Genomic DNA, 20954 nt, shown 5'->3' with positions numbered 1-20954 from the left:
GATGGCTTGCCACGCTGTCCTCGTCGCTTGATGTTGGCCGCGGGCCGCGTCTGCTACGGTGATACCAATCGACCCCCTCCCAAGCCTCTCCAAGAAGCTCAAATGGGAGGGGCCTCTTTCTTTCCAGGGTGCCCCATGAAGCCGTCGCTGTCCTGGGACGAGCAGGTCGCCCTCTTGGTCAGCCGGGGCCTGGCCGTCCCCGATGCCACCAAGTGCGCCCGGTTCCTCGCAGCGGCGAACTACTACCGGTTCTCCGGCTACGCCCGGTACTTCCAGAAGGCTCCTCACCTCGGCGACGACGGCTTCCGGCCCGGCTGCACGTTCGAGGAGATCCGTGCTGTCTACGACGCCGACGAGGCGCTGCGCACCGCGCTCGTCCGGCCACTGGCCCGCGTCGAACTCATGCTCCGATCGCACACCGCCCGGGTCATCGCCGACGAGCACGGACCGTACGGCCGGTACCTCGAGGCCGACTTCTACACCGACGTCGGTGATCGCGAGCCGACCGTCGAGTCTTGCCTGCGCGACATCGAGCGCAGCCGGGACCGCCACATCCTGCGCTACCGGGGCGCTGGCGGCGACAGCGCTGACTTCAGCGAATTACCGGTGTGGTCGGCGGTCGAGGCCTGGTCGTTCGGCACGCTGTCCAAGGCGATCGAGCGAGGAGCCGGCGGCACGCTGGCCGACTCCGTTGCCACTAGCATCGGCGTCGCCAAGGCGGGCTTCGCCTATCGGGTGAAGGCCCTGGTCTACTTGCGCAACCGGTGCGCCCACCACAGCCGGCTGTGGCACCACTCCGTCATCGACGCCGGCCCGACGCCGAACAACGTGAGGAAGAAGGCGAAGAGAGAGGCCGGGCAGTTCGAGCCTCGGTCTGTGCTCGACGTCATCGCCTCCCTCGACGACATGACCGCCCGCGGCGGTGTCGCCGGCCCTCTGCTCCCGAAGCTCGCGGCCGAGCATGACCGGGCCTCGGAGTTCATGCAGGGCCTGGCCAAGCCGCAGAGTCCTCGCGACCACGCACGTGACACGCCAAGATGATCTGCTGAAGCGCGCGTGCGCGAATCATGTGTCATACTGAAGTTGCTGTCCCTGCCGAATCCGCGGCTCTGGACGCGGATTCAGGAGGTCCACGATGATTCCACTCTCACCCGCCGAGGCGCTCGGCAGTCACGCATCCGGGGTCCGCGATGTGCTCGTCGAGGTCGTTCGCTCTGTGCACGGCAGGTTTGCCGAGGCACACCTGGTGTCGGAGTCGCGGTACGCGATTGACTTCGGTAGCCAGTGGCGCGATCTGCTCGCCGATGCCAACGAGGCACTGGTTGACCGGGGCTTCCAGTCGCAAAAGTTTCGGCCGGCTGGATACAAGCTCCCCGTCGTCAATGACTGCTTGATCTACGTCTGGCGCATCCCGGACTGCGCTGACCCCGGTGACTTCGCGTCGAGTACGACGAAGAAGAACGGCTTCTCTGCTCAGCCGCCCGACCCCACCTTGTTCGATCCCGTCATCGGAGACGAGCCAGTCGAGCCCGAGCAGCCCGGGCTCGAGCGCGTGGTGCGAGCCGCCGGTGAGGTGATGCCGGTGGTGCTCGTTATCGTCCACTCCTCTCCCCGGCAGCTGCAGTCGATCGAATGGGCCGTCGCTGAGCTCGACGAGACGACCGGCAAGGTCAAGCGCCACGGCCAGGAAGCCATGTGGGAGCCGGAGCTCGTCGAGGCCGACGCGGCATCGGCTGGCGAGTCGTTCGACAGCGGCACCCCGGTGCCGCCTGGTATCGAGCCGCGAGAGCAGGAAGGCATAGACCCGGATGCGTGATGACACTCCGAGCCTGTTCGACGTCTCGGGCTCTGGGCAGACGCACGGACGCTTCGAGCCGGCGCGGCTGACCCAGGCCCGCGTCCGCCGCTCTGTGACCAAGACCGATCTGGCCGCTGAGGTGGGCGTCTCCGCCGCCGCAATCGGTCAGTACGAGGCCGGCGTCAACTCACCGCGCCCCGATGTCCTCGACCGCCTGGCAAAGGCGCTCGACGTCCGTCCTGGGTTCTTCGGCGTCGGACGCCCCCTGGCGCGCATCGACATGGTCAACGCTCACTTCCGGAGCCTGCGGACGGCCAAGGTGAGCGACCGTCAGAAGGCGTTGGCCACGGTCGCGCTGGTGTGGGAGCTGACGTTCGCGCTCGAACGGCACGTGAAGCTCCCTGAGGTCGACCTCCCGGAGGTCCATCCCGGCACCGCTCCCGCAGAAGCGGCCGCTCTGCTGCGCCGTCACTGGGGTCTGCCCGATGGTCCGGTCAAGCACCTGGTCGCCACGGCCGAGTCCCGAGGCATTGTGGTCGCCGTGCGACCTCTCGCCGAGATCGACACCGTCGATGCCTTCTCCGTCGTCATCGTCGACCGACCGATCATCATCACGACCCCGCGTCGGACTGAGAACGTGTTCAGGCATCGGTTCTCGATCGCGCACGAGGTCGGACACCTGCTGCTGCATGCCGATACCGCCGAGCACAGTGCTGCCATCGAGAAGGAAGCGGACGAGTTCGCCGCGGCCTTCCTCACTCCGGCTGCGTCCATGGACGCAGCCCTGCCGCAGCGGCTCGATCTCGCTGCCCTCGACCGCCTCGGCAGGACATGGGGGGTCTCACCGACCTCCCTGATCCGTCGGATGGTCGAGCGCGGGCGCACCACCGAGTCCTCGGCGCGGCGTGCCTACCAGCGGCTGTCGGCTGTCTACGACTCCAAGGCCGACCCGACCAGCGCCTATCCCGGCGAGGTGCCAACGCTGCTGAGGAAGGCCGCTGACCTCGCCGGTGACCACGGCGCGCCCGTACCGGCGCTTGCCGAAGCGTTGAAGATCAGCCCCTACCTGGTGCGCGACCTGCTGGGCGATGCCGACGAGCGCCCAGTGCTCCGCCTCGTCGGCAGTGACTGACCCTCCGGTCCCGCCGGATGGGGGCTGACTTGCCCAGGCCCGGCTTTGCCTCTCATCACCAACCAACGAAGGACCTTCATCGATGGCCTATCCCACCCTTGCGCTCCACCTGCTCATCTCGGCACCGGGAGACGTGCCCGTCCAGGACATGGCGACCATCCGCAAGACGATCAGCCAGTGGAACCTCAACCTCGGCCGCGTCGTCGCCCTCACCGTGCTGCCCGTGTCCTGGACCGAGCACGCGGTCGCCGAGTTCGGGGACCGCCCTCAGGCCATCCTCAACGACCAGATCGTTGAGGAGGCGGACTTCGCTGTCGCTCTCTTCTACGACCGCCTGGGCACTCCGACCGGTGAGGCAGATTCGGGTACGGCCGAAGAGATCAAGGTCCTCGTCGAGGCTGGCAAGTCGGTGGCGGTACTGGTGAATGCGTCCGCCAGACCGCCTCTCGGTGGTTCAGCCCTTGAAGAGCGGAAGCGCCTGACCGAGTACCTGACTGACCTGCGTAAGACCGCCCTCGTCTTCGAGTATGCCAACGAGGGCGACCTCATTAGCCACCTCAACAACTTCCTGAGCAGGGCTACTGCGCAGTTCCAACAGTCCGTCGAAGCCTCTAAAGATGAGGAACCGGCAGGGCCGGACCCCTCGGAAGGCGTGTGGCCGCGAGCCGAGGTTCGCGAGAGCGTGAAGACGGACAACAAGGGTCGGCTGAAGACCCAGCGGCACTGGTCGCTCGTGCTTCACAACACCTCGCGGGGACCGGCGTCCGACGTGGACTTCCAGTTCCTGGACCTGCCGGAGAATGCGATGTTCCGCGTGCATCGCGAGGAGGGTCCGCTCGGAACCATCCCGCCAGGTCAGGAAGCACGGTTCCCTCTGCTGCTCGCCATGGGGTCGCCAGACGCAGTCGATTGCGTGGTCACGTGGACCGACGCCTCGGGAAACGCCAGGGAGACGAGGGCAACAGTCCGAACCTGACGTTCCTAACCGTGGCGACGTGGTCGAGTTCCGGTTTAACGTCTAGCGTTAATGACGCTTCGCGTTATATGCTGGTCTCGTGATCAGATCGTTCGGGAGCAAGGATACCGAACGCATCTGGCACGAGCAGTACGTCAAGCGCGTCGACCGGACGGTGCTGCGGGCGACCCTGCGGAAGCTCGAGCTGATCCATGCGGCGAAGGATGTCGAGGACCTCCGGGTCCCGCCGGGGAACCGCTTGTAGCTTCTGGTCGGCGATCGTCGCGGACAGCACGGCATCCGCGTGAACGCGCAATGGCGACTCTGCTTCGTCTGGAGAGATGGAGGTGCAGAAGATGTCGAACTCGTCGACTACCACTGAGGCGGACTTGATTCAGCCGATCCACCCGGGAGAGATCCTGATGGAGGACTTCATCGAGGGCTTCGGGATCACGCAGAACAAGCTGGCCGTGTCCATCGGTGTGCCGCCGCGACGGATCAACGAGATCGTGCACGGCAAGCGAGGGATCACGGCTGACACGGCCATTCGTCTGGCGCGGTACTTCGGGACGTCAGAGGAGCTCTGGATGAACCTGCAGTCGAACTACGAGCTGCGGCTCGAGCGGCGGGCGCTGCGCGACAAGGTCGCTGCGATCACGCCGTTGCATGTCGCATGACCGGGCATCTCGTCGCGATCTCCGGTCTTCCCGGCGTCGGAAAGACAAGGGCTGCCGAGATCGCCGCCGCGAGCACAGGCTCGATGCATCTGTCCATCGACGCCACGGCAACGCGGACTGCGGATGAAGTCGCAGACGCACTCACCGCGCGCCTCGGCGCAAGACGAGGCCCGTCTCGCTGATGGTTCTCTGTACCGAAACGCGGTGGAATTCCGGTTCGACGTGAAGTTCAGATGGAGACCGTCATGCTCCCGAATCCCCATGTGGTGCGCCGAGGCGCCGGAACGCCGGTGCTGTTCATCCACGGCAACGGAGTCGATCATCGGCTGCTGAGCGATCTCGACGACGTCTTCGCCAGTGATGACGGGGATGGGTGGGAGCGCATCTATGTCGACCTTCCTGGGTTCGGGCAGACCCCGCCGCTGATCGGGCGGGGCGGCCTGCCTGACGTTGCGGATTGGCTTGACGAGCTGACCTCCGAGCTGATCGGTTCCTCGTCGTTCGCCGTCGTCGCGAACTCGCTGGGGGGTCTGCTCGCGAGGGACCTGGTGGCGCGCCGACCGGCGCAATGCCTCGGGATGGCCCTCCTGGCACCGGTCGTCGATCCCGCGCACGAGCGCCGGACGGTGCCCGAGCGGTGCGTGCTCGTCGAGGACCACGATCTCCTGGCCTCGATCGCACCTGCGGACGCCGTGACGTACGCAGAAATGGCCGTCCTGCAGAGTCGCGAGAACTGGCTCCGGTTCCAGCGAGCCGCACTCCCTGGAATCACTGCGGCCGACGACGACGCGATGCGTCGCATCGGCGATCTCTACGACCTCCCGCATTCGAACGAGGACAGGCTTGTGCTGGACCGCCCCGTGCTTGTCGTCGCGGGCAAGCAGGACCACATCGTCGGCTACGAGGATCAAGACGCGCTGTCGAGGCGGTTCCCTCGATCGACGTATGCGGCGCTCGACGGTGCCGGGCATAACGTCCATCTCGATCAACCGGAACTGGTCCGTGCTCTCCTGCGTGAGTGGAGGAGCGCGGTGACCATGGAAGCAGCGATCGCGTAGCGCAAGCTCGGCCCGTTGAGGATCGGCAGCCACGAGGGGTAGTTGAACACGTCATGTTCCGGAGCGACGCGACGTCGTCGAGTTCCGTTTCAACGTGTAGGCCAAAGGGCCAGCCTGGAAGCCTGGCTCCGCCCCCAGCCCGCCGGCTCCCTCGTTCGCTTCCTCGGCCCTCAGGCCGCCCCCGCCACTCCCGGCCTGCCCGTAGCACGTGCGCTACGCTCGGTGGTATGAGCGCGATCGAGCCTCCTGCGGAGAGCCTGTCGCAGCGTGAGCTGCGCAACGAGTCCGGGCGTGTGCTGCGGGCGGTGAGCGAGGGCCACTCCTTCGTCCTGACCAACAGCGGGGTTCCCGTGGGCCGGATCGTCCCGCTCGACAGGCCTCTTCCAGCGCTGCCGATCGCGCGCCCGGCGCGTCGCACCGGAGGGTGGACGGCGTTGGCGATCGAGCGCAGGAGTGGCGCCCGGAGCCTCGCCGAGCCCCTCGACGACCTTCGCGAGGATCGGTTGTGACCTCGAGCGGGGTCGTCTACGTCGACACGTCCGCTCTCGCGGCACTGCTCATCGACCAGCCAGAGAGTGCTGCGCTCCTGGACTGGCTCGACTCGACGGCAGCCGAGCTCGTCTCGAGCGACCTGCTGGAGACGGAGCTGCGCCGGGTCGCGGTCCGCGAGGGGCTCGACCAGTCAGACGTGACGCGACTCCTCGACGGCGTCGCCCTCGCAGCCCTCGATCGAGCCGTCTATCGAGGTGCCGGCTACCTGCCCATGCCCTACCTGCGGACCCTGGATGCCTTGCACCTCGAGGCGGCCATCCGGCTCGATGCCTCGGCGGTCCTCACCTACGACCGCAGGCTCGGCGAGGCGGCCAGGGCTGCCGGCCTGGACGTGATCGCCCCGGCTGGGCCCCCCGGCGCGCCGCCCCGCCCAGCCTGAGGGTCAGAGAGTCCGCTCGGGAGGAGGGCCGGCCGTCACATGTAGATCATGCGGCTGAGCCGGACGGCGTAGTCGGAGTCGAGTCCTGCAGCCGGGTCCTCCATGCGCTCGTTCAGGATCGCCGCCGCGAAGTCCCGGCGCTTCGGCAGGCGCTCGCGCTGCGCGGACTCCAGCGCCGCAGGGAGCTCGGCCGCGGTCAGCTCGGTGCAGTACGCGGGTGAGCCCGGCTGCTGGCGCCACGAGTCGGCGATCGAACCCGCGTCCACGGCGTCGAAGCCCGAGTCGTCCATCAGGGTGGCGGCGACCTCCTTGGCGCGCGGGTCGTCGCCTGCGATGGGGATGGCGAGGCGGTCGGGGTGCCCGGCGGGCAGGGCGCGGTCGGCAAAGGTGCCGGAGCCCACGGCGTTCCAAGCCTTCACGATGGGGCGACCCAGCTGCTGGGATGCCCACTCGCTCTCCCAGAGCCTGGGGGAGACATGGATGATCGTGATGTGTCGACGATGCCCGTCGACGGCGTGCTCGGCCTGGCCGCCGTCGGTCCGACCGTCCTGTCTCGTGCCGGGCTGGAGCGCATCGGCTACGCCGACGTGTTCACCATGAGGGTGCCGGGCGCAGCGGCGACGCCGGAGCAGTGGGCTCGAGCGATGTTCGGCGACGTGCCGACCGTGGGGGAGCAGTTCATCTGGCAGGGACTGCTGCAGCTGCGACTGGTCCCCGGGCGATCGGGCTCGGCGGTCGCGGGGTGGCAGATCGCGGCGCGCGGCGAGGACTGGATTCGGCTCGAGGCCCGGTCCTGGGACATGGCTGTCAACCTGATCGTGCGCGCGACGCCGTCGGAGGTCTCGCTGGCCACGCTGATCCGCTACGACCGGTTGCCTGCCTCCCAGGTCTGGACGGTGCTCTCGGCGGTCCATCGCCGGCTGGCGCCGGGCCTGCTCCGGGCTGCTGCCACCGCCGTGGTGAGGGTTGATCGAGGGTCAGGTCAGGTCGGGTCATGAGGTCGCGGCGTGCCGTCCTGGGCGTCGAGCAGGCGCTCGATGGTCGCCCGCAGCTCGCGCGCATGACGTGAGATCACCAGCCACACAATGTCGTCGTCGACCGCGTCGTGCTCGTGCGCGATGCGGTGACGCATCCCGATCGCACGACGCCAGGTGGGGTCGCCCTGACGCTCGTCCAGGAAGCCCTCGGGCAGTCGGCGCACCGCCTCGCCCAGCTTGAGGACCACGGAGTCCGCGGCGAGCTTCGGCACCTCGAGGTCGGGGTCGCTGTCATACCACTCTCGGCCCCGGGCAGCGATCGCCTCCGCTCGGTGGCACGGGCGGACGATGTCGGTGAGGCGGGCGATGGTGGGTGCGGACAAGGCAGGTTCCCGCGTCATACGGGCACCGCCGAGGTCGCGATCTCATGACCGGTCCGCAGCGACCGAGACGTCACGATGTCGACCGGCACCTCCAGCAGGTCCTCGAGCTCCGCGGCGGCGTCGATGATGTCGAGCAGATCCAGGTCGTCGGCAGCGTCGACGAGCAGATCGAGATCGCTCCGGGTGGCATCGGAGGCGGTCGCGGCCGAGCCGAAGACCCGGGGGTTCGTCATTCGATGCTGCTCCAGCACCCGCACGACCGCGTCTCGATGTCTGGCCAGCGCCTCTCGGGGCAACGGGCGCAGCGCCGCCACGAGTCGCTCCTGCGACGCTGCCGACGGGCGCCGTCGTCCTGACTCGTAGGCCGCGATGTGGGGCTGCGCCACACCGCTGCGGGCAGCCAGGGCCGTCTGGGTGAGCCCAGCGCGCAGTCGCCGCTCCCGGAGATCGTCCACGCTGAGATTACATCGCTCGATATCAAGCCCCTCGCCTCCCGCAGGACTAATGCGCGCGTCAACGACGTTGAGGGGCCCATGAAGGCCTTCGGTTTCCTCAGCTTCGGGCACTACGGGTCCGGACGTGGCCCGGGCGACCCCAGCGCTGGCCAGTCGCTCAAGGACGCGATCGAGATCGCCCGGGGCGCGGACGAGCTGGGCGTCAACGGGGCCTACTTCCGCGTGCACCACTTCGCGCGCCAGTCAGCCAGCCCCATGCCGCTGCTCGCCGCCATCGCCGCGACCACCGAGCGGATCGAGGTCGGCACCGGCGTCATCGACATGCGCTACGAGAACCCGCTCTACCTCGCCGAGGAGGCCGCCCAGCTCGACCTCATCGCCGACAACCGGATCGCCCTCGGGATCAGTCGCGGGTCGCCCGAGCCGGCGCTGCGCGGGTGGGAGGCCTTCGGCTACACCGGGTCCCAGGACCCGCGAGGTGCGGACCTGGCGCGTGACAAGTTCGCGGCGTTCATGCGGGCCGTCAGCGGTGACCGGCTGGTCGACGCCGATCCCGCCCAGCACGGTCCCGGCCAGCGGCTGCGGGTCGAGCCGCACTCGCCGGGTCTCGCCGACCGCGTCTGGTGGGGCGCCGGCACCCGTGAGACCGCCTCGTGGGCAGGGGAGCTCGGTGTCAACCTGATGAGCTCCACGCTGCTGACCGAGGCGACGGGGGAGTCCTTCGGCGACCTGCAGCGCGAGCAGATCGAGCGCTACCGCGCCGCCTTCACGGCTGCGGGGCACGGCCGCGTGCCGCGAGTCTCGGTGAGCCGCAGCGTCTTTCCGATCGTCGACAGCCGTGACCTCGTCTGGGGTCAGCTGCGCGGAGGGTCCGGGGACCAGGTCGGCGTCATCGACGGATTCACCTCGACCTTCGGCAAGTCGTATGTCGCAGAACCGGATCGGCTCGTCGCGGAGCTCCAGGCGGACGCCGCCGTGAGGGCCGCGGACACCCTGATGCTGACCATCCCGTCGCAGCTCGGGCCCGAGGCCAACCTGCGCATCCTGCAGACCTTCGCCGAGCACGTGGCGCCGGCCCTCGGGTGGGAGCCCAACCAGGACGGCCCGGTCAGCGGCTACGCCGAGCTGCCGCGCTGAGCCGCCGAGCCATCGCACCCGCACTCGCCGTCCCGTCACCGCGCGACGCACAGAGACGAGCGCGTGGTCATCCGTCGCGGGGTGACAGCCAGCCCGCGAGGCGACGGGCGCCGACGGCATACGGCATCGACCCGGTCGCCACGTGCACGACCAGGTCGTAGACCTCGTCGTCCGGTCCGTCGACCACCCATCCGTTGATCCAGCAGAAGGTCACGGTCGCCAGCCAACCGAGGCGCTTGTTGCCGTCGACCAGCGGGTGGCTGCGGGTGATCGACTCCAGAAGGACGGCGGCCTTCTCCTCGACGGCGGGGTAGGCGTCCCGGCCGCCGACCCAGGTGCGGGGCCGGTGGGCGGCGGCATCGAGCAGGCCGACGTCCACGACCGGGCCGACGTCCAGCTGGTCGGCCAGCCCGAGCAGGTCGTCCAGCTCGAGGTAGCGGGTCGTCATTCGCCGAGGCGCCGCAGCACGTCGGCGTAGCGCTCCCGACCCCAGGCTGATCCGGCAGCGACGTCGGCACGGTGCATCCGCCGCGAGGCGGCCTCGTGGATGGCGCGCACGACGGCCTCCTGCTTGGAGACGCCCTCCGCGCGCGCGAGCTCGGTCAGGGTGGCGTCCTGCTCCGGGGTGAGTCGTAGGTTCATGGCCATGCTCCACGGTACCTCCGTGGTACCACGCGTCGGGTCAGGTGTCGCGCCGAGCGGGTCGACGAGGGCCTGCGCTGAGCCGGTGCGCCAGGACCAGCACCACGAGCGTCCCGAGGCCGGTCCAGAGGGCGGGGCGTGAGGCCGAGCCGACGCCGAGGAGCACCAGCACGCCGACCATGAACGCCACGGCGGCCCAGCTGGCGACCGGCCACCCGGGCACGGGGAAGCCGCCGGGGGAGAGGTCGCCGCGCGCGACCTGCCGCCTCATGGCGACGTGCGAGAGCAGGATCATCAGCCAGACGAAGACCGTCGCGAAGCTCGCCACCGACGCCACGAGCACGAACACGCCCTCGGGGACCAGGACGTCGAGCACGAGCCCCACCGTCAGCGCCGCCGCCACGAACCCCACGGCCGCCACCGGCACCCCGCGACCGTTGGTGCGCGCCAACGGTCGCGGCGCGTCGCCCTGCTCCGCGAGGCCGTGCAGCATGCGGCCGATCGAGAAGGTGATGGCGTTGAGCGCCGAGAAGGCCGCGGTGATGACGACGGCGTTGAGCACGTTCGCGGCGGCGGGCAGCCCCACGGCGTCAAAGATCTGCACGAACGCGCTCGACCGCCCGTCCACCGTGGTCCAGGGCGCGAGGCAGAGGATGACGCCGATGGCCCCGACGTAGAAGAGCAGGACGCGCCAGGGGATGGTGTTGATGGCGCCCGGGATGGCGTGCCCGGGGTCCTCGGCCTCCGCGGCGGACAGCCCCAGCGTCTCGATCCCGCCGAACGCGAACACCACGACGGTGAGCGAGACCAGCGCGCCCCACAGCCCGTATGGCGCGAAACCGCCATGCGCCCAGAGGTTCTCGACCGTCGGGTGGCTGCCGCCGGGGACCTGCAGGCCGAGCGCGAGGATCGTGAGACCGGCGGCGATCATCGCGATGATCGCGGTGACCTTGATCAGCGAGAGCCAGAACTCCGTCTCGCCGAAGACCTTCACGTGGATGAGGTTGAGGCCGGTGACCAGGGCGATCGCGCCGACCACCCACACCCAGCCCGGCACCTCCGGCCACCAGTGGCCGAGATAGATCGTGAGGGCGGTGACGTCGGCGACGGCCACGACCAGCATCTCGATGACGAACATCCAGCCGGTCACGAAGCCGCCGAGCGGCCCGAGGTAGGTGCGCGCGTAGCGCCCGAAGGACCCGGCGCCGGGGTCGCGGACGGCCATCTCGCCGAGCGCCCGCATCACGAGGAACACCGCGAGTCCCGCTGCGACATAACCCAGGAGGACCGCCGGCCCCGCCATCCGGATGGCGTCGGCGGAGCCGTAGAACAAGCCCGTCCCGATCGCCGAGCCCAGCGCGATGAACTGCACGTGCCGCGTCGTCAGCCCGCGCGCGAGGGTGTGGTGGGGCACGGGCGCCGGGCCCTGCGGGGGTTCGCTCTGCCGGGTGGACGAGCGGCGGCTCGGTGACGACACGGTGGTCCTTCCTCGTGGGCAACCCTCCCAGGCTAGTCCGCAGACCTCTGCGTATGACGGGGGTGTCCGGGGTATGCGCCTCGACGAATCGGACGCCGGCACCACGAGGAGGCAGCAGTGGACATCACCGAGATCATCCTGGAGCAGCACGCGCAGCAGCGAGCGGCATTCGCGCAGCTGGAGGAGTTCCCCAAGAAGGACGTCGAGGGGCTCGAGGCGCTGTGGAAGCGGCTGGTGATCTTCCTGGAGACCCACGCCGAGGCCGAGGAGCGCTACTTCTATCCCCACCTGCTCGAGAAGGGGACCGGTGCGGCGGACGCCGACGACGGCACCGTCGAGGGCGAGGTCGAGGACGCGATCAAGGACCACAACAAGATCCGCGACGCGATCGGCCGGGCCGACGAGGCCAAGGTGGGCTCGGACGAGTGGTGGCAGGCCGTCACCGACGCCGACATCGCCAACTCCGAGCACATGGGCGAGGAGGAGCGGCAGGACCTGCGCGACTTCCGGGACCACGCGAGCCTGCAGCTGCGGCACGACATCGCGGTGGAGTTCCTCCGCTACCAGGCGACCAAGGCGGCGACCGGCATCGAGCCGGTCAACAAGGACGCCGAGGAGTACGTCGAGGACCCGGAGGCCGAGCTGGAGGAGGCCGAGGGCAAGGCCGAGCCCGCGAAGAAGGCCTCCGCGAAGAAGGCTTCTCCCAAGAAGTAGGACAACAGCCTGTCGTCAGGGCCGTCCGGCCGGTGCCGGGCGGCCCTGACGCCGTCTCCGGGGGCCTGCGACGCCGCTCGCCGGCGTCACGCAGGCGGCGAGGTTAGGGTGCCCTTATGAGCGACCAGCGACCCCAGCGCCGCCCCCGGGTGATGCGTACGGCCACCGTCACCCGCACCGAGCGCCTCACCCGCGACCTGGTGCGCGTGCACCTCGAGGGGTCCGACCTCACGACGATCGAGCCGTCGGAGCAGACCGATCGCTACGTCAAGCTGCTGTTCGCGCCCGCCGGGGCCGACTACGCGTGGCCGTTCGACCCCGACACGCTCCGCGAGGAGCGGCCGCGCGAGCAGTGGCCGGTGACGCGGACCTACACGATCCGCAGCCTGGACCCCGTGGCCGGGCAGATGGCGCTGGACTTCGTGGTCCACGGCGACGAGGGGCTGGCGGGCCCGTGGGCCGCTGCGGCGCGACCGGGGGACGGCATCGGGTTCTACGGCCCCGGCGGTGGCTGGGGTCCCGACCCGACCGCCGACCACCACCTGCTCCTGAGCGATGAGTCGGCGGCCCCCGCGATCGCGGCCGCCCTGGACGCGCTGCCCCACGACGCGCGCGCCAGCGTGTTCGTCGAGGTCGCGGACGCCACCACGCACGTGCCGCTGCGCACGACGCCGGGGATCCAGATCACCTGGGTGCACCGGGACGAGACCGGCGGCCGGTATGGCGTGGCCCTGGCCCAGGCCGTGCGGGCGGCCGGGCTGCCGGGCGGGGACGTCCGGGCGTTCGTGCACGGCAACGCCGACATGATCAAGGACCTGCGCCGCTACCTCTTCGTCGAGCAGGGGGTGCCTAGAGATCGCGTGTCGATCTCGGGATACTGGCGAACGGGTCAGGACGAGGATGCCTGGCAGGCCGGCAAGCGCGAGTTCGTGGCCGCGATGGAGCAGGAGCAGGACGGCTCGACCGCGGCGGCGCCGACCGGCTGACCACCGCACGATCACAGGGGAAGCACCGATGGACCGCAACCACAAGGCCCTGGCCGCGCTCGCGACCGGAGCGATCACGCTCGTGCCCGTTCGGCGCTGGCCCGCACCCGTGCGGGCGGGGCGGGACGCCCGACGTCGACGCCCCACCGGCGGTGACCCCGCTCGCCCTGGCCGGCGGCATCGGGGCGGCCGGGGCGGCATACGGCCTCGGTCGGCTGAGCGTCTCGGCCGACGGCTGGATCGAGGACCGGCTGCGGGACTGGGGCGTGCCGCAGCCGCGGCTGGTGATGGCGGTGCTCGCCGCCGCGATCATGGCGCTGCCGGACCCGAGCGACGAGCCCGTCGTCAGCGCAACCGGGGGCTGACCAGCCTGATCGACGACGGTCGGCGACAGGTCTGTCGATAGGTCTGTCGGTAGGCTGCGGCCGTGGTGGACGACTTCCTGATCGCTCGCAACCCGGAGCCCGGCTCCAGCCTGCCGTACCTCCTGCGCATCCCCCTCGGCCCTGACGGGGTGGTGCTCAAGGCCAAGGAGATGTGGCCGCGGACGGCCAAGGTCTACTGCCACCGCGCCGAGTGGCCGGATGACGCGGAGATCGTCGAGCGCACGCCCACCCGCACCTGCGTGCGTCGCGGCGCGGCCATCGACCTCGTCCTGGACCGGGGTCGGGAGAACCGCTCCCAGCTCGTGCTCACGCAGGTGCGGGGCAGGGAGGCGATCTTCTGGCAGACCGCGCGGACGGCCAAGCAGGCCCGCCCGTCGGTGCGCTCGCCGCGGGCCAGGGCGGCCGGGATCGCCGAGATGCAGGTCGTGGTCGACAGCCACGAGCGGTACGCCTGGAAGTTCTCGGACGAGCAGGTCACGACGGTGCGCCGGGGGCTGCCGGTCGGTGACTACGCCGTGGAGGTGGAGGGTCGGCCCGTCGCGGTGGTCGAGCGCAAGTCCTTGCCGGACCTGGTGTCGACCCTGACCTCGGGGCGGCTGCGCTATGCCCTGGCCGAGCTGGCGACCGTCCCCCGGGCCGCCGTCGTCGTGGAGGCGAGGTACTCCGACGTGTTCAAGCTCGACCCGTCGATCCCGGTGCGTCCCTCCGTGGTCGCCGAGGGGCTCGCGGAGTGCCAGGCACGGGTGCCGAGCGTGCCCGTCATCTTCGCCGAGACCCGCGCGCTCGCGCAGCAGTGGACCTACCGGTTCTTCGGGGCCTGCCTGGTCGAGCTCGCCCAGGAGGACGGCGCCTCGGCGCGCGTGGCGGACCTGTCTCCCGGCCCCGGGATGCCTCCGCGTGAGCCGACCCCCGCCGAGATCCGCGCCTGGGCGGTGGCCGAGGGCCTGCCGGTCTCGGCGCGCGGTGGCCGTCTCGCGGCGAGCGTGGTGGCGGCATACCGGGCCGCCCACGGTGATACCTTCCCGAACGGCTGACGACCCCCTGAGCGCACCCGTCGGCCACGATCCGCGACCGAGCTCCCCTGACCTGCACGGAGTGAGCATGAGCGACCTAGTCGGACAGAGCGACCTGCACCGCGGGCTCAAGGCCCGCCACCTCAACATGATCGCGATCGGCGGGGCCATCGGCACCGGCCTGTTCGTGGCGTCGGGGCAGTCCATCTCCAAGGCCGGGCCGGGAGGCGCGCTCCTGGCGTATGCCGCCATCGGCTTCATGGTCTACCTGCTCATGCAGAGCCTCGGCGAGATGTCGACCTATCTGCCGGTGGCCGGCTCCTTCGAGACCTACGGCACCCGCTTCGTCAGCCCGAGCTTCGGGTTCGCCACGGGCTGGAACTACTGGTTCAACTGGGCGATCACGGTCGCGGCCGAGCTCGTGGCCGCCGCCATCGTCATGAAGTACTGGCTCCCCGACGTCCCGTCGTGGTTGTGGTCGGCGGTCTTCCTCAGCCTCCTGTTCGCGCTGAACTGCGCGTCGGTCAAGGCGTTCGGCGAGAGCGAGTTCTGGTTCGCCTCGATCAAGGTCCTGACGGTGATCGTGTTCCTCGTGGTCGGCGTCGCCATGATCGTCGGCATCCTGTCCGGCCCCTCCCCGGGCTTCAGCAACTGGACGACGCGGGAGGCGCCCTTCGTCGGCGGCTTCACGGGCATGCTCGCGATCTTCATGGTCGCGGGTTTCTCCTTCCAGGGCACCGAGCTCATCGCGGTGGCCTCCGGGGAGGCCGAGGAGCCGGAGCGGACCATCCCCAAGGCCATCCGCGCCGTGTTCTACCGCATCGTCCTGTTCTACGTCGGGGCCATCGCCGTCATCGGCTTCCTGCTGCCCCACACGGATCCGCGCCTGCTCGGCAGCGACATCGACAAGGTCGCCGTCTCGCCGTTCACCCTGGTGTTCGAGCGCGCGGGGGTGCTCGGTGCCGCCACCCTGATCAACGCCGTGATCCTGACGTCGATCCTGTCTGCGGGCAACAGCGGCATGTTCGCCTCGACCCGCATGCTCTACGGCCTGGCCCGCGGCGGCAAGGCGCCGGCGATCTTCGGCCGCACCACGCGTCGCGGCGTCCCGATGAACGCCCTGCTCGCCACCACCGCCATCGGTGCGCTCTGCTTCCTCACCAGCCTCATCGGCGACGGCAGCGCCTACATCTGGCTCGTCAGCGCCTCCGGCCTGGCCGGCTTCATCACCTGGATGGGCATCGCCTGGTCGCACTACCGCTTCCGCAAGGCGTACGTCCTGCAGGGACGCCGCCTCGAGGACCTGCCGTTCCGGGCCCGGTGGTTCCCCCTGGGGCCGATCGTGGCGCTGCTGATGTGCGCGATCGTCATCGTCGGGCAGAACTACGAGGCGCTGGTCGGCAACACGGACGTCAAGACCCTGCTCTCGTCATACCTCGGTCTCCCGTTGTTCCTGGCCCTGTGGGCCGGGCACAAGCTGGTGACCCGGTCACCCTCCGTCGACCTGGCGACCGCCGACCTGAGTCGGCGCTGACCGGGACGGGCGCTCGGTGTGTTGGTCATGCGGGGGTACGCGTGACCAGTCGGGATCATTCACTCATTTGGTCCTGTCGGGGCGAATAGGACGAGCATAAGGTTCCAGCACCCCCAAGCGAACGACGTCGTAGTCGTTCGTGCTCATCATGAGGAGCACCATGAAGCGCACCATCGCGGGCGCCACGGGAGCGATGCTCATCGCCCTGTCGCTGGCCCCCACCACCGCCCACGCCGCCCCCACCCAGGGCGACCCGCAGCTCGGCACGTCGAAGAAGAACGACGACCGCTCCCACCCGCTGGGTGACAAGCAGCGCGCGCTGCGCGAGAAGGGTGTCGAGAAGGTCGTCAAGGGCACGGCCAAGGTCGAGACCAACAAGAAGGGCAAGAAGGTCATCAAGGTGGCCAAGGGCCAGTACGTCAACTACGACGTCAACCGTGAGGAGGACATCTTCACGATCCTGGCCGAGTTCGGCACCCAGACCTACCCGACCACCGGTGGGGGCGCCGGCCCGCTGCACAACCAGATCCCGCAGCCCGACCGCTCGCAGGACAACTCCACCATCTGGCGCGCCAACTTCGACCGCGCGCACTACCAGAACCTCATGTTCGGCGACGGCGAGTCCTTCAAGGACTTCTACCTCAAGCAGTCCAACGGCCGCTTCCTCGCCAAGGGTGACGTCTCCGACTGGGTCAAGGTGCCCTACAACGAGGCTCGTTACGGCAGCAACAAGATCTCCGACGCAGCCGGCGCCTGGCCGTTCGTCCAGGACTCCGCCAACGCCTGGTATGCCGCGCAGAAGGCTGCTGGCAAGACCGACGCGGAGATCGCCGCCTACCTCAAGGGCTTCGACAAGGTCGACCGCTACGACTTCGACCAGGACGGCGACTTCAACGAGCCGGACGGCTACATCGACCACTTCCAGGCCATCCACGCCGGTGAGGGCGAGGAGGCCGGCGGCGGCGCCCAGGGCGAGGACGCCATCTGGTCCCACCGGTGGTACGCCTACTCCAACAACGCCGGCAAGTCCGGCCCCGCCACCAACAAGGCCGGCGGTGTGCGCATCGGCAGCTCGGACATCTGGATCGGTGACTACACCACCGAGCCCGAGAACGGCGGCCTCGGCGTCTTCACCCACGAGTTCGGTCACGACCTCGGCCTGCCGGACCTCTACGACACCCAGGGCGGCGACAACGGCACCGGCTTCTGGACCCTCATGAGCGCCGGCTCCTGGCTCAACGACGGCACCGTCGACATCGGCTCCAAGCCCGGCTACATGGGCCCGTGGGAGAAGCTCCAGCTCGGCTGGCTCGACTACCAGACCGTGAGCTATGGCAAGGACGGCAACGTCAAGCTCGGCCCCGCCTCGCTCGCGGGCAAGATGCCGCAGGCCGCGCTCGTGTCGCTGCCCGACAAGACCCGCACCACCCAGCTCGTCGCCCCGCACTCGGGCAGCAAGCAGTGGTGGTCCGGCGCGGCCGACGACCTCAACGTCACGCTGACCCGCCCGATCGACCTGACCACCGCCAAGACGGCGTCGCTGTCCGCGTGGGTCAACTACCAGACCGAGGCGGAGTACGACTACTTCTACGCCGAGGTCACCGACGACGGCGGCGCCACCTGGAAGCAGCTGGCCACCTACGACGGCAGCTCCGGCGGCTACGTCCAGAAGACGTACGACCTGTCCGCCTACGCCGGCAAGCAGATCAGCTTCCGGTTCCGCTACGCCTCCGACGGCGGCGTCCACGAGCTCGGCGCGTTCGTCGACGACATCATGGTGACTGCGGACGGTCAGAGCGTCTTCAACGACGACGTCGAGGGTGACGCCAAGGGCTGGACGGCCAAGGGCTTCACCCAGGTCGGGGCGAGCTCCTCCGAGGCCGTCACGCACTACTACCTGGCGGAGAACCGCACCTACACCGGCTACGACCGCTACCTCAAGACCGGGCCGTACAACTTCGGCTGGGCGAACACGCGGCCCGACTGGGTGGAGCGCTTCCCCTACCAGGACGGCATGCTCGTCTGGTACATCAACAACGAGTACACCGACAACAACACGTCGGTCCACCCCGGCGGCGGCCAGGTCCTCCCGGTCGACGCGCGTCCCACGCCGATCCGCTTCCCCGACGGGGCGCTGCTCGGCAACCGTCGTCAGCCCTTCGACGCGACCTTCGGCCTGCAGGCGACCGACCCGGTGACCTTCCACCGCAACGGCGTCCCGGTCACGGTCCCGTCGCAGCCGGCGATCCGGACCTTCGACGACAGTGACCCCAACCGCTACTGGTCGGCCGCCAACCCGTGGTCCTCCACCAAGGTGGCCGGCGCGGGCGTCAAGATCACGGTCAACAACATGGCCAAGCAGGGCGACCAGATGAACATCAAGGTCGACTACACCAAGTAGTTCAGAGGTCCGGGACGTGAGTCCCGCACCACGACGGAGCGGCCCTGGCAGGTCAGACCTGCCGGGGCCGCTCCGTGCGTGCTGCCGGTGCGTGCTGCCGATGTGCGCGGACCGGGGTGCGTCAGTCGTCAGTCGACCACGAGATGTCGAGGTGGACCGCGTCCGGCGTGCGGCGGCCGGTGCCGACGAGGATGCGTCCCGCCAACCAGGCCCACCGGGGTCCGCTCGACTGCATGCGGGGGGTGCAGCGGAAGTAGATGCGGTCGTGCGGCACCGACTCACCGCGCACCAGGGCGGCGATGTCCTGCGCCTCTCCCGTGCGGATGCCGAGGTTGGTCACCCAGATGCGCTCGCCGTCCTCCGTCTCGACGGCGTAGCGGGCCTCCAGCTCGGTGAGGGTGTCGCTGCGCAGCACCTGGAAGTCGGCGCCGCCGGGCAGGACGACACCGGTGAGGGTGCCCTCGGCCCGCTCGACCCCGGTGACGGTGCCGCCGGTGATGGGGATGATCCGGCGCACGCCGTCGGCCACGCGCCCCAGCTCGATGGGTGGACCGACGGTCACCTCGAGCCGGCACAAGGGACTGAGGGAGGGGGGCGCGAGGGCATCCATGGGCGGCACGCTACCCGGCGCGAACAACGGTGAGGATGCCGGTCTTTCCGGCCTTCCATGTCGGTTCTTCGGCGTTGACCGGTCGTCGGGTGGTCGCCACGCTGATTCGGGCATCCCCTCGGCTCACACCGAGTAGCGGTGGAGCTGCCGCCCCGCCAGGCGGCGCACGACGACGGTCCCGGCCGTGAGGTCGTAGGCCGCTGACCACTGCGTGTCGGCCTGGCGCACGTCGTCCAGCAGCCGGAGCGCGCCGTCGGCGTCGATGCGGCCCTGCGAGGCGGTCAGCTGCTCGCGGCAGCGGGTGTAGCGGGGGTGCTCGTCGCGCGCGGCCGGTGGCGTCGTGGCCAGCTGGAAGTTCTCGAGGCACTGCCACGGGGTGGCCGCGGCGCGCTCGCGCACCGACAGCCGCCCGTCGACCAGCTCGATCGTCGCGGAGGCCCCGGAGCGGTCGGCCACCAGGTAGTGCAGCCCCGGCCCGCCGGCGAACTCCAGCGACTGGCGCTCGAACATGGCGAGGGCGCCGCGCACGTCCTTGGCGTGGTCGAGCACGAGTCGGACGATGCCGACCCCGCCGACCACGATCGTCCCGGGCCGCGCGACGGACCGCGCCTCCAGGTCGGCTGCCAGGCCGATGAACAGCCCGTGCTGGTTCATGCCGTCCACGACCCGCCCGTGCGCCCGCAGCAGCCGACGCCGCACGGCCACCTCTCCGATCCGGGGGAGCTCGGCGGTCGGCAGCTCGACGAAGGACAGGTCGCACATCCCGATCGTCCGCGGCCCTCGGTCGGTGCGCGACCGCACGACGGCCGCGGGATTCGGGTCCCAGTCGAAGTTGCGGCCCACCATCACGCGCCCCGGGTCGCCAGCGGCGACGAACAGCGTGCAGCCGTATGGCGTTCGCGTGCTCGCGCGAGATGCGGCGGCCGGCGCGTCCACCTCCGCCACGGCGCCGGACCACCGCAGCTCGTGCAGGACCGGGTCGCCGGTGGACCGCCACGAGGCGAGGGTGGCTCGCTCCTGGGCCGGCGTCTGCACGAGACGCAGCGGTCGGGCGGCGGACGGGCCCGCGGTGGTCGGAGGGGCTCCTGCCGTCGCGGCCGACGTGGAGCCGGTCGGCGTGGGGGAGGTCGGCGGGTGCTCGGGGTGGATCACCGTGCCGGAGGCGGACGAGGCTGCGCAGCCGGCCACTCCCGCGGCCACCGCGGCGAGGCCGGCGCCGAGCACCGTCCGGCGCGTGACGTCCACGCCCCCAGGCTAGACCCGACGTGAGACGGGAGCCCGTCATACGGACTGGCTGTCTAGTCTGGAGACATGCCTGCACTGCGCTCACGCACCACCACCCACGGACGCAACATGGCCGGGGCGCGCGCCCTGTGGCGCGCGACGGGCATGACCGAGGGCGACTTCGGCAAGCCGATCGTGGCGATCGCCAACTCGTTCACGCAGTTCGTCCCGGGCCACGTCCACCTCAAGGACATGGGCCAGCTCGTGGCGGGCGCCGTCGCCGAGGCCGGGGGAGTGGGCCGCGAGTTCGACACCATCGCCGTCGACGACGGCATCGCGATGGGGCACTCGGGGATGCTCTATTCCCTGCCGAGCCGTGAGGTCATCGCCGACTCGGTGGAGTTCATGGTCAACGCGCACCAGGCCGACGCGCTCGTGTGCATCTCGAACTGCGACAAGATCAC

The 20954-nt window shown here is 69.9% G+C and carries 26 protein-coding genes; 18 read left to right on the top strand and 8 right to left on the bottom strand.

The window, feature by feature from the left end; all coding sequences use genetic code 11:
- Nucleotides 1–135: 135 nt before the first annotated feature.
- The 9 genes from B2P18_RS07335 to B2P18_RS07290 all read left to right on the top strand — a co-directional run bounded on the left by B2P18_RS07335 (nt 136) and on the right by B2P18_RS07290 (nt 6551).
- Complete coding sequence (locus tag B2P18_RS07335) at nt 136–1041, top strand: Abi family protein (RefSeq protein WP_286957689.1); 906 nt, start codon at nt 136–138, stop codon at nt 1039–1041.
- 94 nt (nt 1042–1135) lie between these two features.
- Nucleotides 1136–1816: a hypothetical protein gene (locus B2P18_RS07330; RefSeq protein ID WP_286957688.1), complete on the top strand. Its 681-nt coding sequence runs from the start codon at nt 1136–1138 to the stop codon at nt 1814–1816.
- Nucleotides 1809–2930 carry a helix-turn-helix domain-containing protein gene (locus tag B2P18_RS07325; RefSeq protein WP_286957686.1) on the top strand — a complete coding sequence of 374 codons (1122 nt, stop codon included), beginning with the start codon at nt 1809–1811 and terminating at the stop codon, nt 2928–2930. Before B2P18_RS07330 ends, B2P18_RS07325 begins: the two co-directional genes overlap by 8 nt.
- A gap of 82 nt (nt 2931–3012) precedes the next feature.
- Nucleotides 3013–3906 carry a hypothetical protein gene (locus B2P18_RS07320; protein WP_286957684.1) on the top strand — a complete coding sequence of 298 codons (894 nt, stop codon included), beginning with the start codon at nt 3013–3015 and terminating at the stop codon, nt 3904–3906.
- 79 nt (nt 3907–3985) lie between these two features.
- Nucleotides 3986–4150, top strand: coding sequence for a type II toxin-antitoxin system RelE/ParE family toxin (locus B2P18_RS07315; RefSeq protein ID WP_286957679.1), 165 nt, complete (start codon nt 3986–3988; stop codon nt 4148–4150).
- Between the two features lie 91 nt (nt 4151–4241).
- Nucleotides 4242–4562: a HigA family addiction module antitoxin gene (locus B2P18_RS07305; RefSeq protein ID WP_029210309.1), complete on the top strand. Its 321-nt coding sequence runs from the start codon at nt 4242–4244 to the stop codon at nt 4560–4562.
- Between the two features lie 233 nt (nt 4563–4795).
- Nucleotides 4796–5620, top strand: a complete 825-nt coding sequence (locus B2P18_RS07300) for an alpha/beta fold hydrolase (RefSeq protein WP_286957677.1) — start codon at nt 4796–4798, stop codon at nt 5618–5620.
- A gap of 227 nt (nt 5621–5847) precedes the next feature.
- Complete coding sequence (locus B2P18_RS07295; RefSeq protein ID WP_286957675.1) at nt 5848–6129, top strand: type II toxin-antitoxin system Phd/YefM family antitoxin; 282 nt, start codon at nt 5848–5850, stop codon at nt 6127–6129.
- A complete protein-coding gene (locus B2P18_RS07290; RefSeq protein ID WP_029210311.1) occupies nt 6126–6551 on the top strand; it encodes a type II toxin-antitoxin system VapC family toxin in 426 nt (141 codons plus the stop codon). Before B2P18_RS07295 ends, B2P18_RS07290 begins: the two co-directional genes overlap by 4 nt.
- A 35-nt stretch (nt 6552–6586) precedes the next feature.
- Here the strand turns inward: B2P18_RS07290 and B2P18_RS07285 are convergent, their stop codons facing one another.
- Nucleotides 6587–6970, bottom strand: a complete 384-nt coding sequence (locus B2P18_RS07285; protein ID WP_156911108.1) for an NADPH-dependent F420 reductase — start codon at nt 6968–6970, stop codon at nt 6587–6589.
- A 57-nt stretch (nt 6971–7027) separates the two neighbouring features.
- Between B2P18_RS07285 and B2P18_RS07280 the strand changes: the two genes are divergently transcribed.
- On the top strand, nt 7028–7549 hold the full coding sequence (locus tag B2P18_RS07280; protein WP_286957665.1) for a hypothetical protein: 522 nt from the start codon (nt 7028–7030) through the stop codon (nt 7547–7549).
- On the opposite strand, the gene B2P18_RS07275 is transcribed toward B2P18_RS07280, so the two are convergent.
- Both B2P18_RS07275 and B2P18_RS07270 read right to left on the bottom strand, forming a co-directional pair.
- Entirely contained in the window at nt 7534–7929 is a 396-nt protein-coding gene (locus B2P18_RS07275) for a DUF86 domain-containing protein (protein WP_286957662.1), read from the bottom strand. The two genes, B2P18_RS07280 and B2P18_RS07275, sit on opposite strands and share 16 nt — an antisense overlap.
- Nucleotides 7926–8366 (bottom strand): helix-turn-helix domain-containing protein, encoded by a 441-nt coding sequence (locus B2P18_RS07270; protein ID WP_286957830.1) that lies wholly within the window; start codon nt 8364–8366, stop codon nt 7926–7928. The genes B2P18_RS07275 and B2P18_RS07270 overlap by 4 nt, the downstream gene beginning before the upstream one ends.
- 78 nt (nt 8367–8444) lie before the next feature.
- On the opposite strand from B2P18_RS07270, the gene B2P18_RS07265 reads away from it, so the two are divergent.
- Complete coding sequence (locus B2P18_RS07265) at nt 8445–9503, top strand: LLM class flavin-dependent oxidoreductase (protein ID WP_286957658.1); 1059 nt, start codon at nt 8445–8447, stop codon at nt 9501–9503.
- 67 nt (nt 9504–9570) lie between these two features.
- Here the strand turns inward: B2P18_RS07265 and B2P18_RS07260 are convergent, their stop codons facing one another.
- Genes B2P18_RS07260 through B2P18_RS07250 form a run of 3 tightly spaced genes read right to left on the bottom strand, consistent with a single transcriptional unit; the run spans nt 9571 to nt 11622 of the window.
- Nucleotides 9571–9951 (bottom strand): type II toxin-antitoxin system death-on-curing family toxin, encoded by a 381-nt coding sequence (locus tag B2P18_RS07260; RefSeq protein WP_286957653.1) that lies wholly within the window; start codon nt 9949–9951, stop codon nt 9571–9573.
- Nucleotides 9948–10145, bottom strand: a complete 198-nt coding sequence (locus B2P18_RS07255) for a ribbon-helix-helix protein, CopG family (RefSeq protein WP_019286219.1) — start codon at nt 10143–10145, stop codon at nt 9948–9950. Before B2P18_RS07255 ends, B2P18_RS07260 begins: the two co-directional genes overlap by 4 nt.
- A gap of 40 nt (nt 10146–10185) precedes the next feature.
- Complete coding sequence (locus B2P18_RS07250; protein WP_286957647.1) at nt 10186–11622, bottom strand: amino acid permease; 1437 nt, start codon at nt 11620–11622, stop codon at nt 10186–10188.
- A gap of 117 nt (nt 11623–11739) precedes the next feature.
- On the opposite strand from B2P18_RS07250, the gene B2P18_RS07245 reads away from it, so the two are divergent.
- From B2P18_RS07245 to B2P18_RS07220, 6 genes are all read left to right on the top strand, one after another.
- Nucleotides 11740–12336, top strand: a complete 597-nt coding sequence (locus tag B2P18_RS07245) for a hemerythrin domain-containing protein (RefSeq protein ID WP_239265081.1) — start codon at nt 11740–11742, stop codon at nt 12334–12336.
- A gap of 116 nt (nt 12337–12452) precedes the next feature.
- Nucleotides 12453–13322: a siderophore-interacting protein gene (locus B2P18_RS07240; RefSeq protein ID WP_286957641.1), complete on the top strand. Its 870-nt coding sequence runs from the start codon at nt 12453–12455 to the stop codon at nt 13320–13322.
- Between the two features lie 152 nt (nt 13323–13474).
- Nucleotides 13475–13687, top strand: coding sequence for a hypothetical protein (locus B2P18_RS07235; RefSeq protein ID WP_037214571.1), 213 nt, complete (start codon nt 13475–13477; stop codon nt 13685–13687).
- A 62-nt stretch (nt 13688–13749) separates the two neighbouring features.
- Entirely contained in the window at nt 13750–14742 is a 993-nt protein-coding gene (locus B2P18_RS07230; protein ID WP_029210320.1) for an ERCC4 domain-containing protein, read from the top strand.
- A gap of 67 nt (nt 14743–14809) precedes the next feature.
- Complete coding sequence (locus B2P18_RS07225; protein WP_286957631.1) at nt 14810–16255, top strand: amino acid permease; 1446 nt, start codon at nt 14810–14812, stop codon at nt 16253–16255.
- A 160-nt stretch (nt 16256–16415) separates the two neighbouring features.
- Nucleotides 16416–18656: an immune inhibitor A domain-containing protein gene (locus tag B2P18_RS07220; protein ID WP_286957625.1), complete on the top strand. Its 2241-nt coding sequence runs from the start codon at nt 16416–16418 to the stop codon at nt 18654–18656.
- 121 nt (nt 18657–18777) lie between these two features.
- On the opposite strand, the gene B2P18_RS07215 is transcribed toward B2P18_RS07220, so the two are convergent.
- Both B2P18_RS07215 and B2P18_RS07210 read right to left on the bottom strand, forming a co-directional pair.
- A complete protein-coding gene (locus tag B2P18_RS07215; protein ID WP_286957618.1) occupies nt 18778–19266 on the bottom strand; it encodes a DUF3237 domain-containing protein in 489 nt (162 codons plus the stop codon).
- 123 nt (nt 19267–19389) lie between these two features.
- A complete protein-coding gene (locus B2P18_RS07210; RefSeq protein WP_286957613.1) occupies nt 19390–20511 on the bottom strand; it encodes a carcinine hydrolase/isopenicillin-N N-acyltransferase family protein in 1122 nt (373 codons plus the stop codon).
- A gap of 66 nt (nt 20512–20577) precedes the next feature.
- Between B2P18_RS07210 and B2P18_RS07205 the strand changes: the two genes are divergently transcribed.
- On the top strand, nt 20578–20954 hold a 377-nt coding region (locus B2P18_RS07205; RefSeq protein ID WP_286957611.1), incomplete at its 3' end, for a dihydroxy-acid dehydratase.

The sequence above is a fragment of the Arsenicicoccus sp. UBA2120 genome (assembly GCF_002330965.1).
Taxonomy (GTDB): Bacteria; Actinomycetota; Actinomycetes; order Actinomycetales; family Dermatophilaceae; genus Arsenicicoccus; species Arsenicicoccus bolidensis.
The sequence above is the reverse complement of the archived record's forward strand: the minus strand, read 5'-3'. Positions and strand labels throughout refer to the sequence as shown.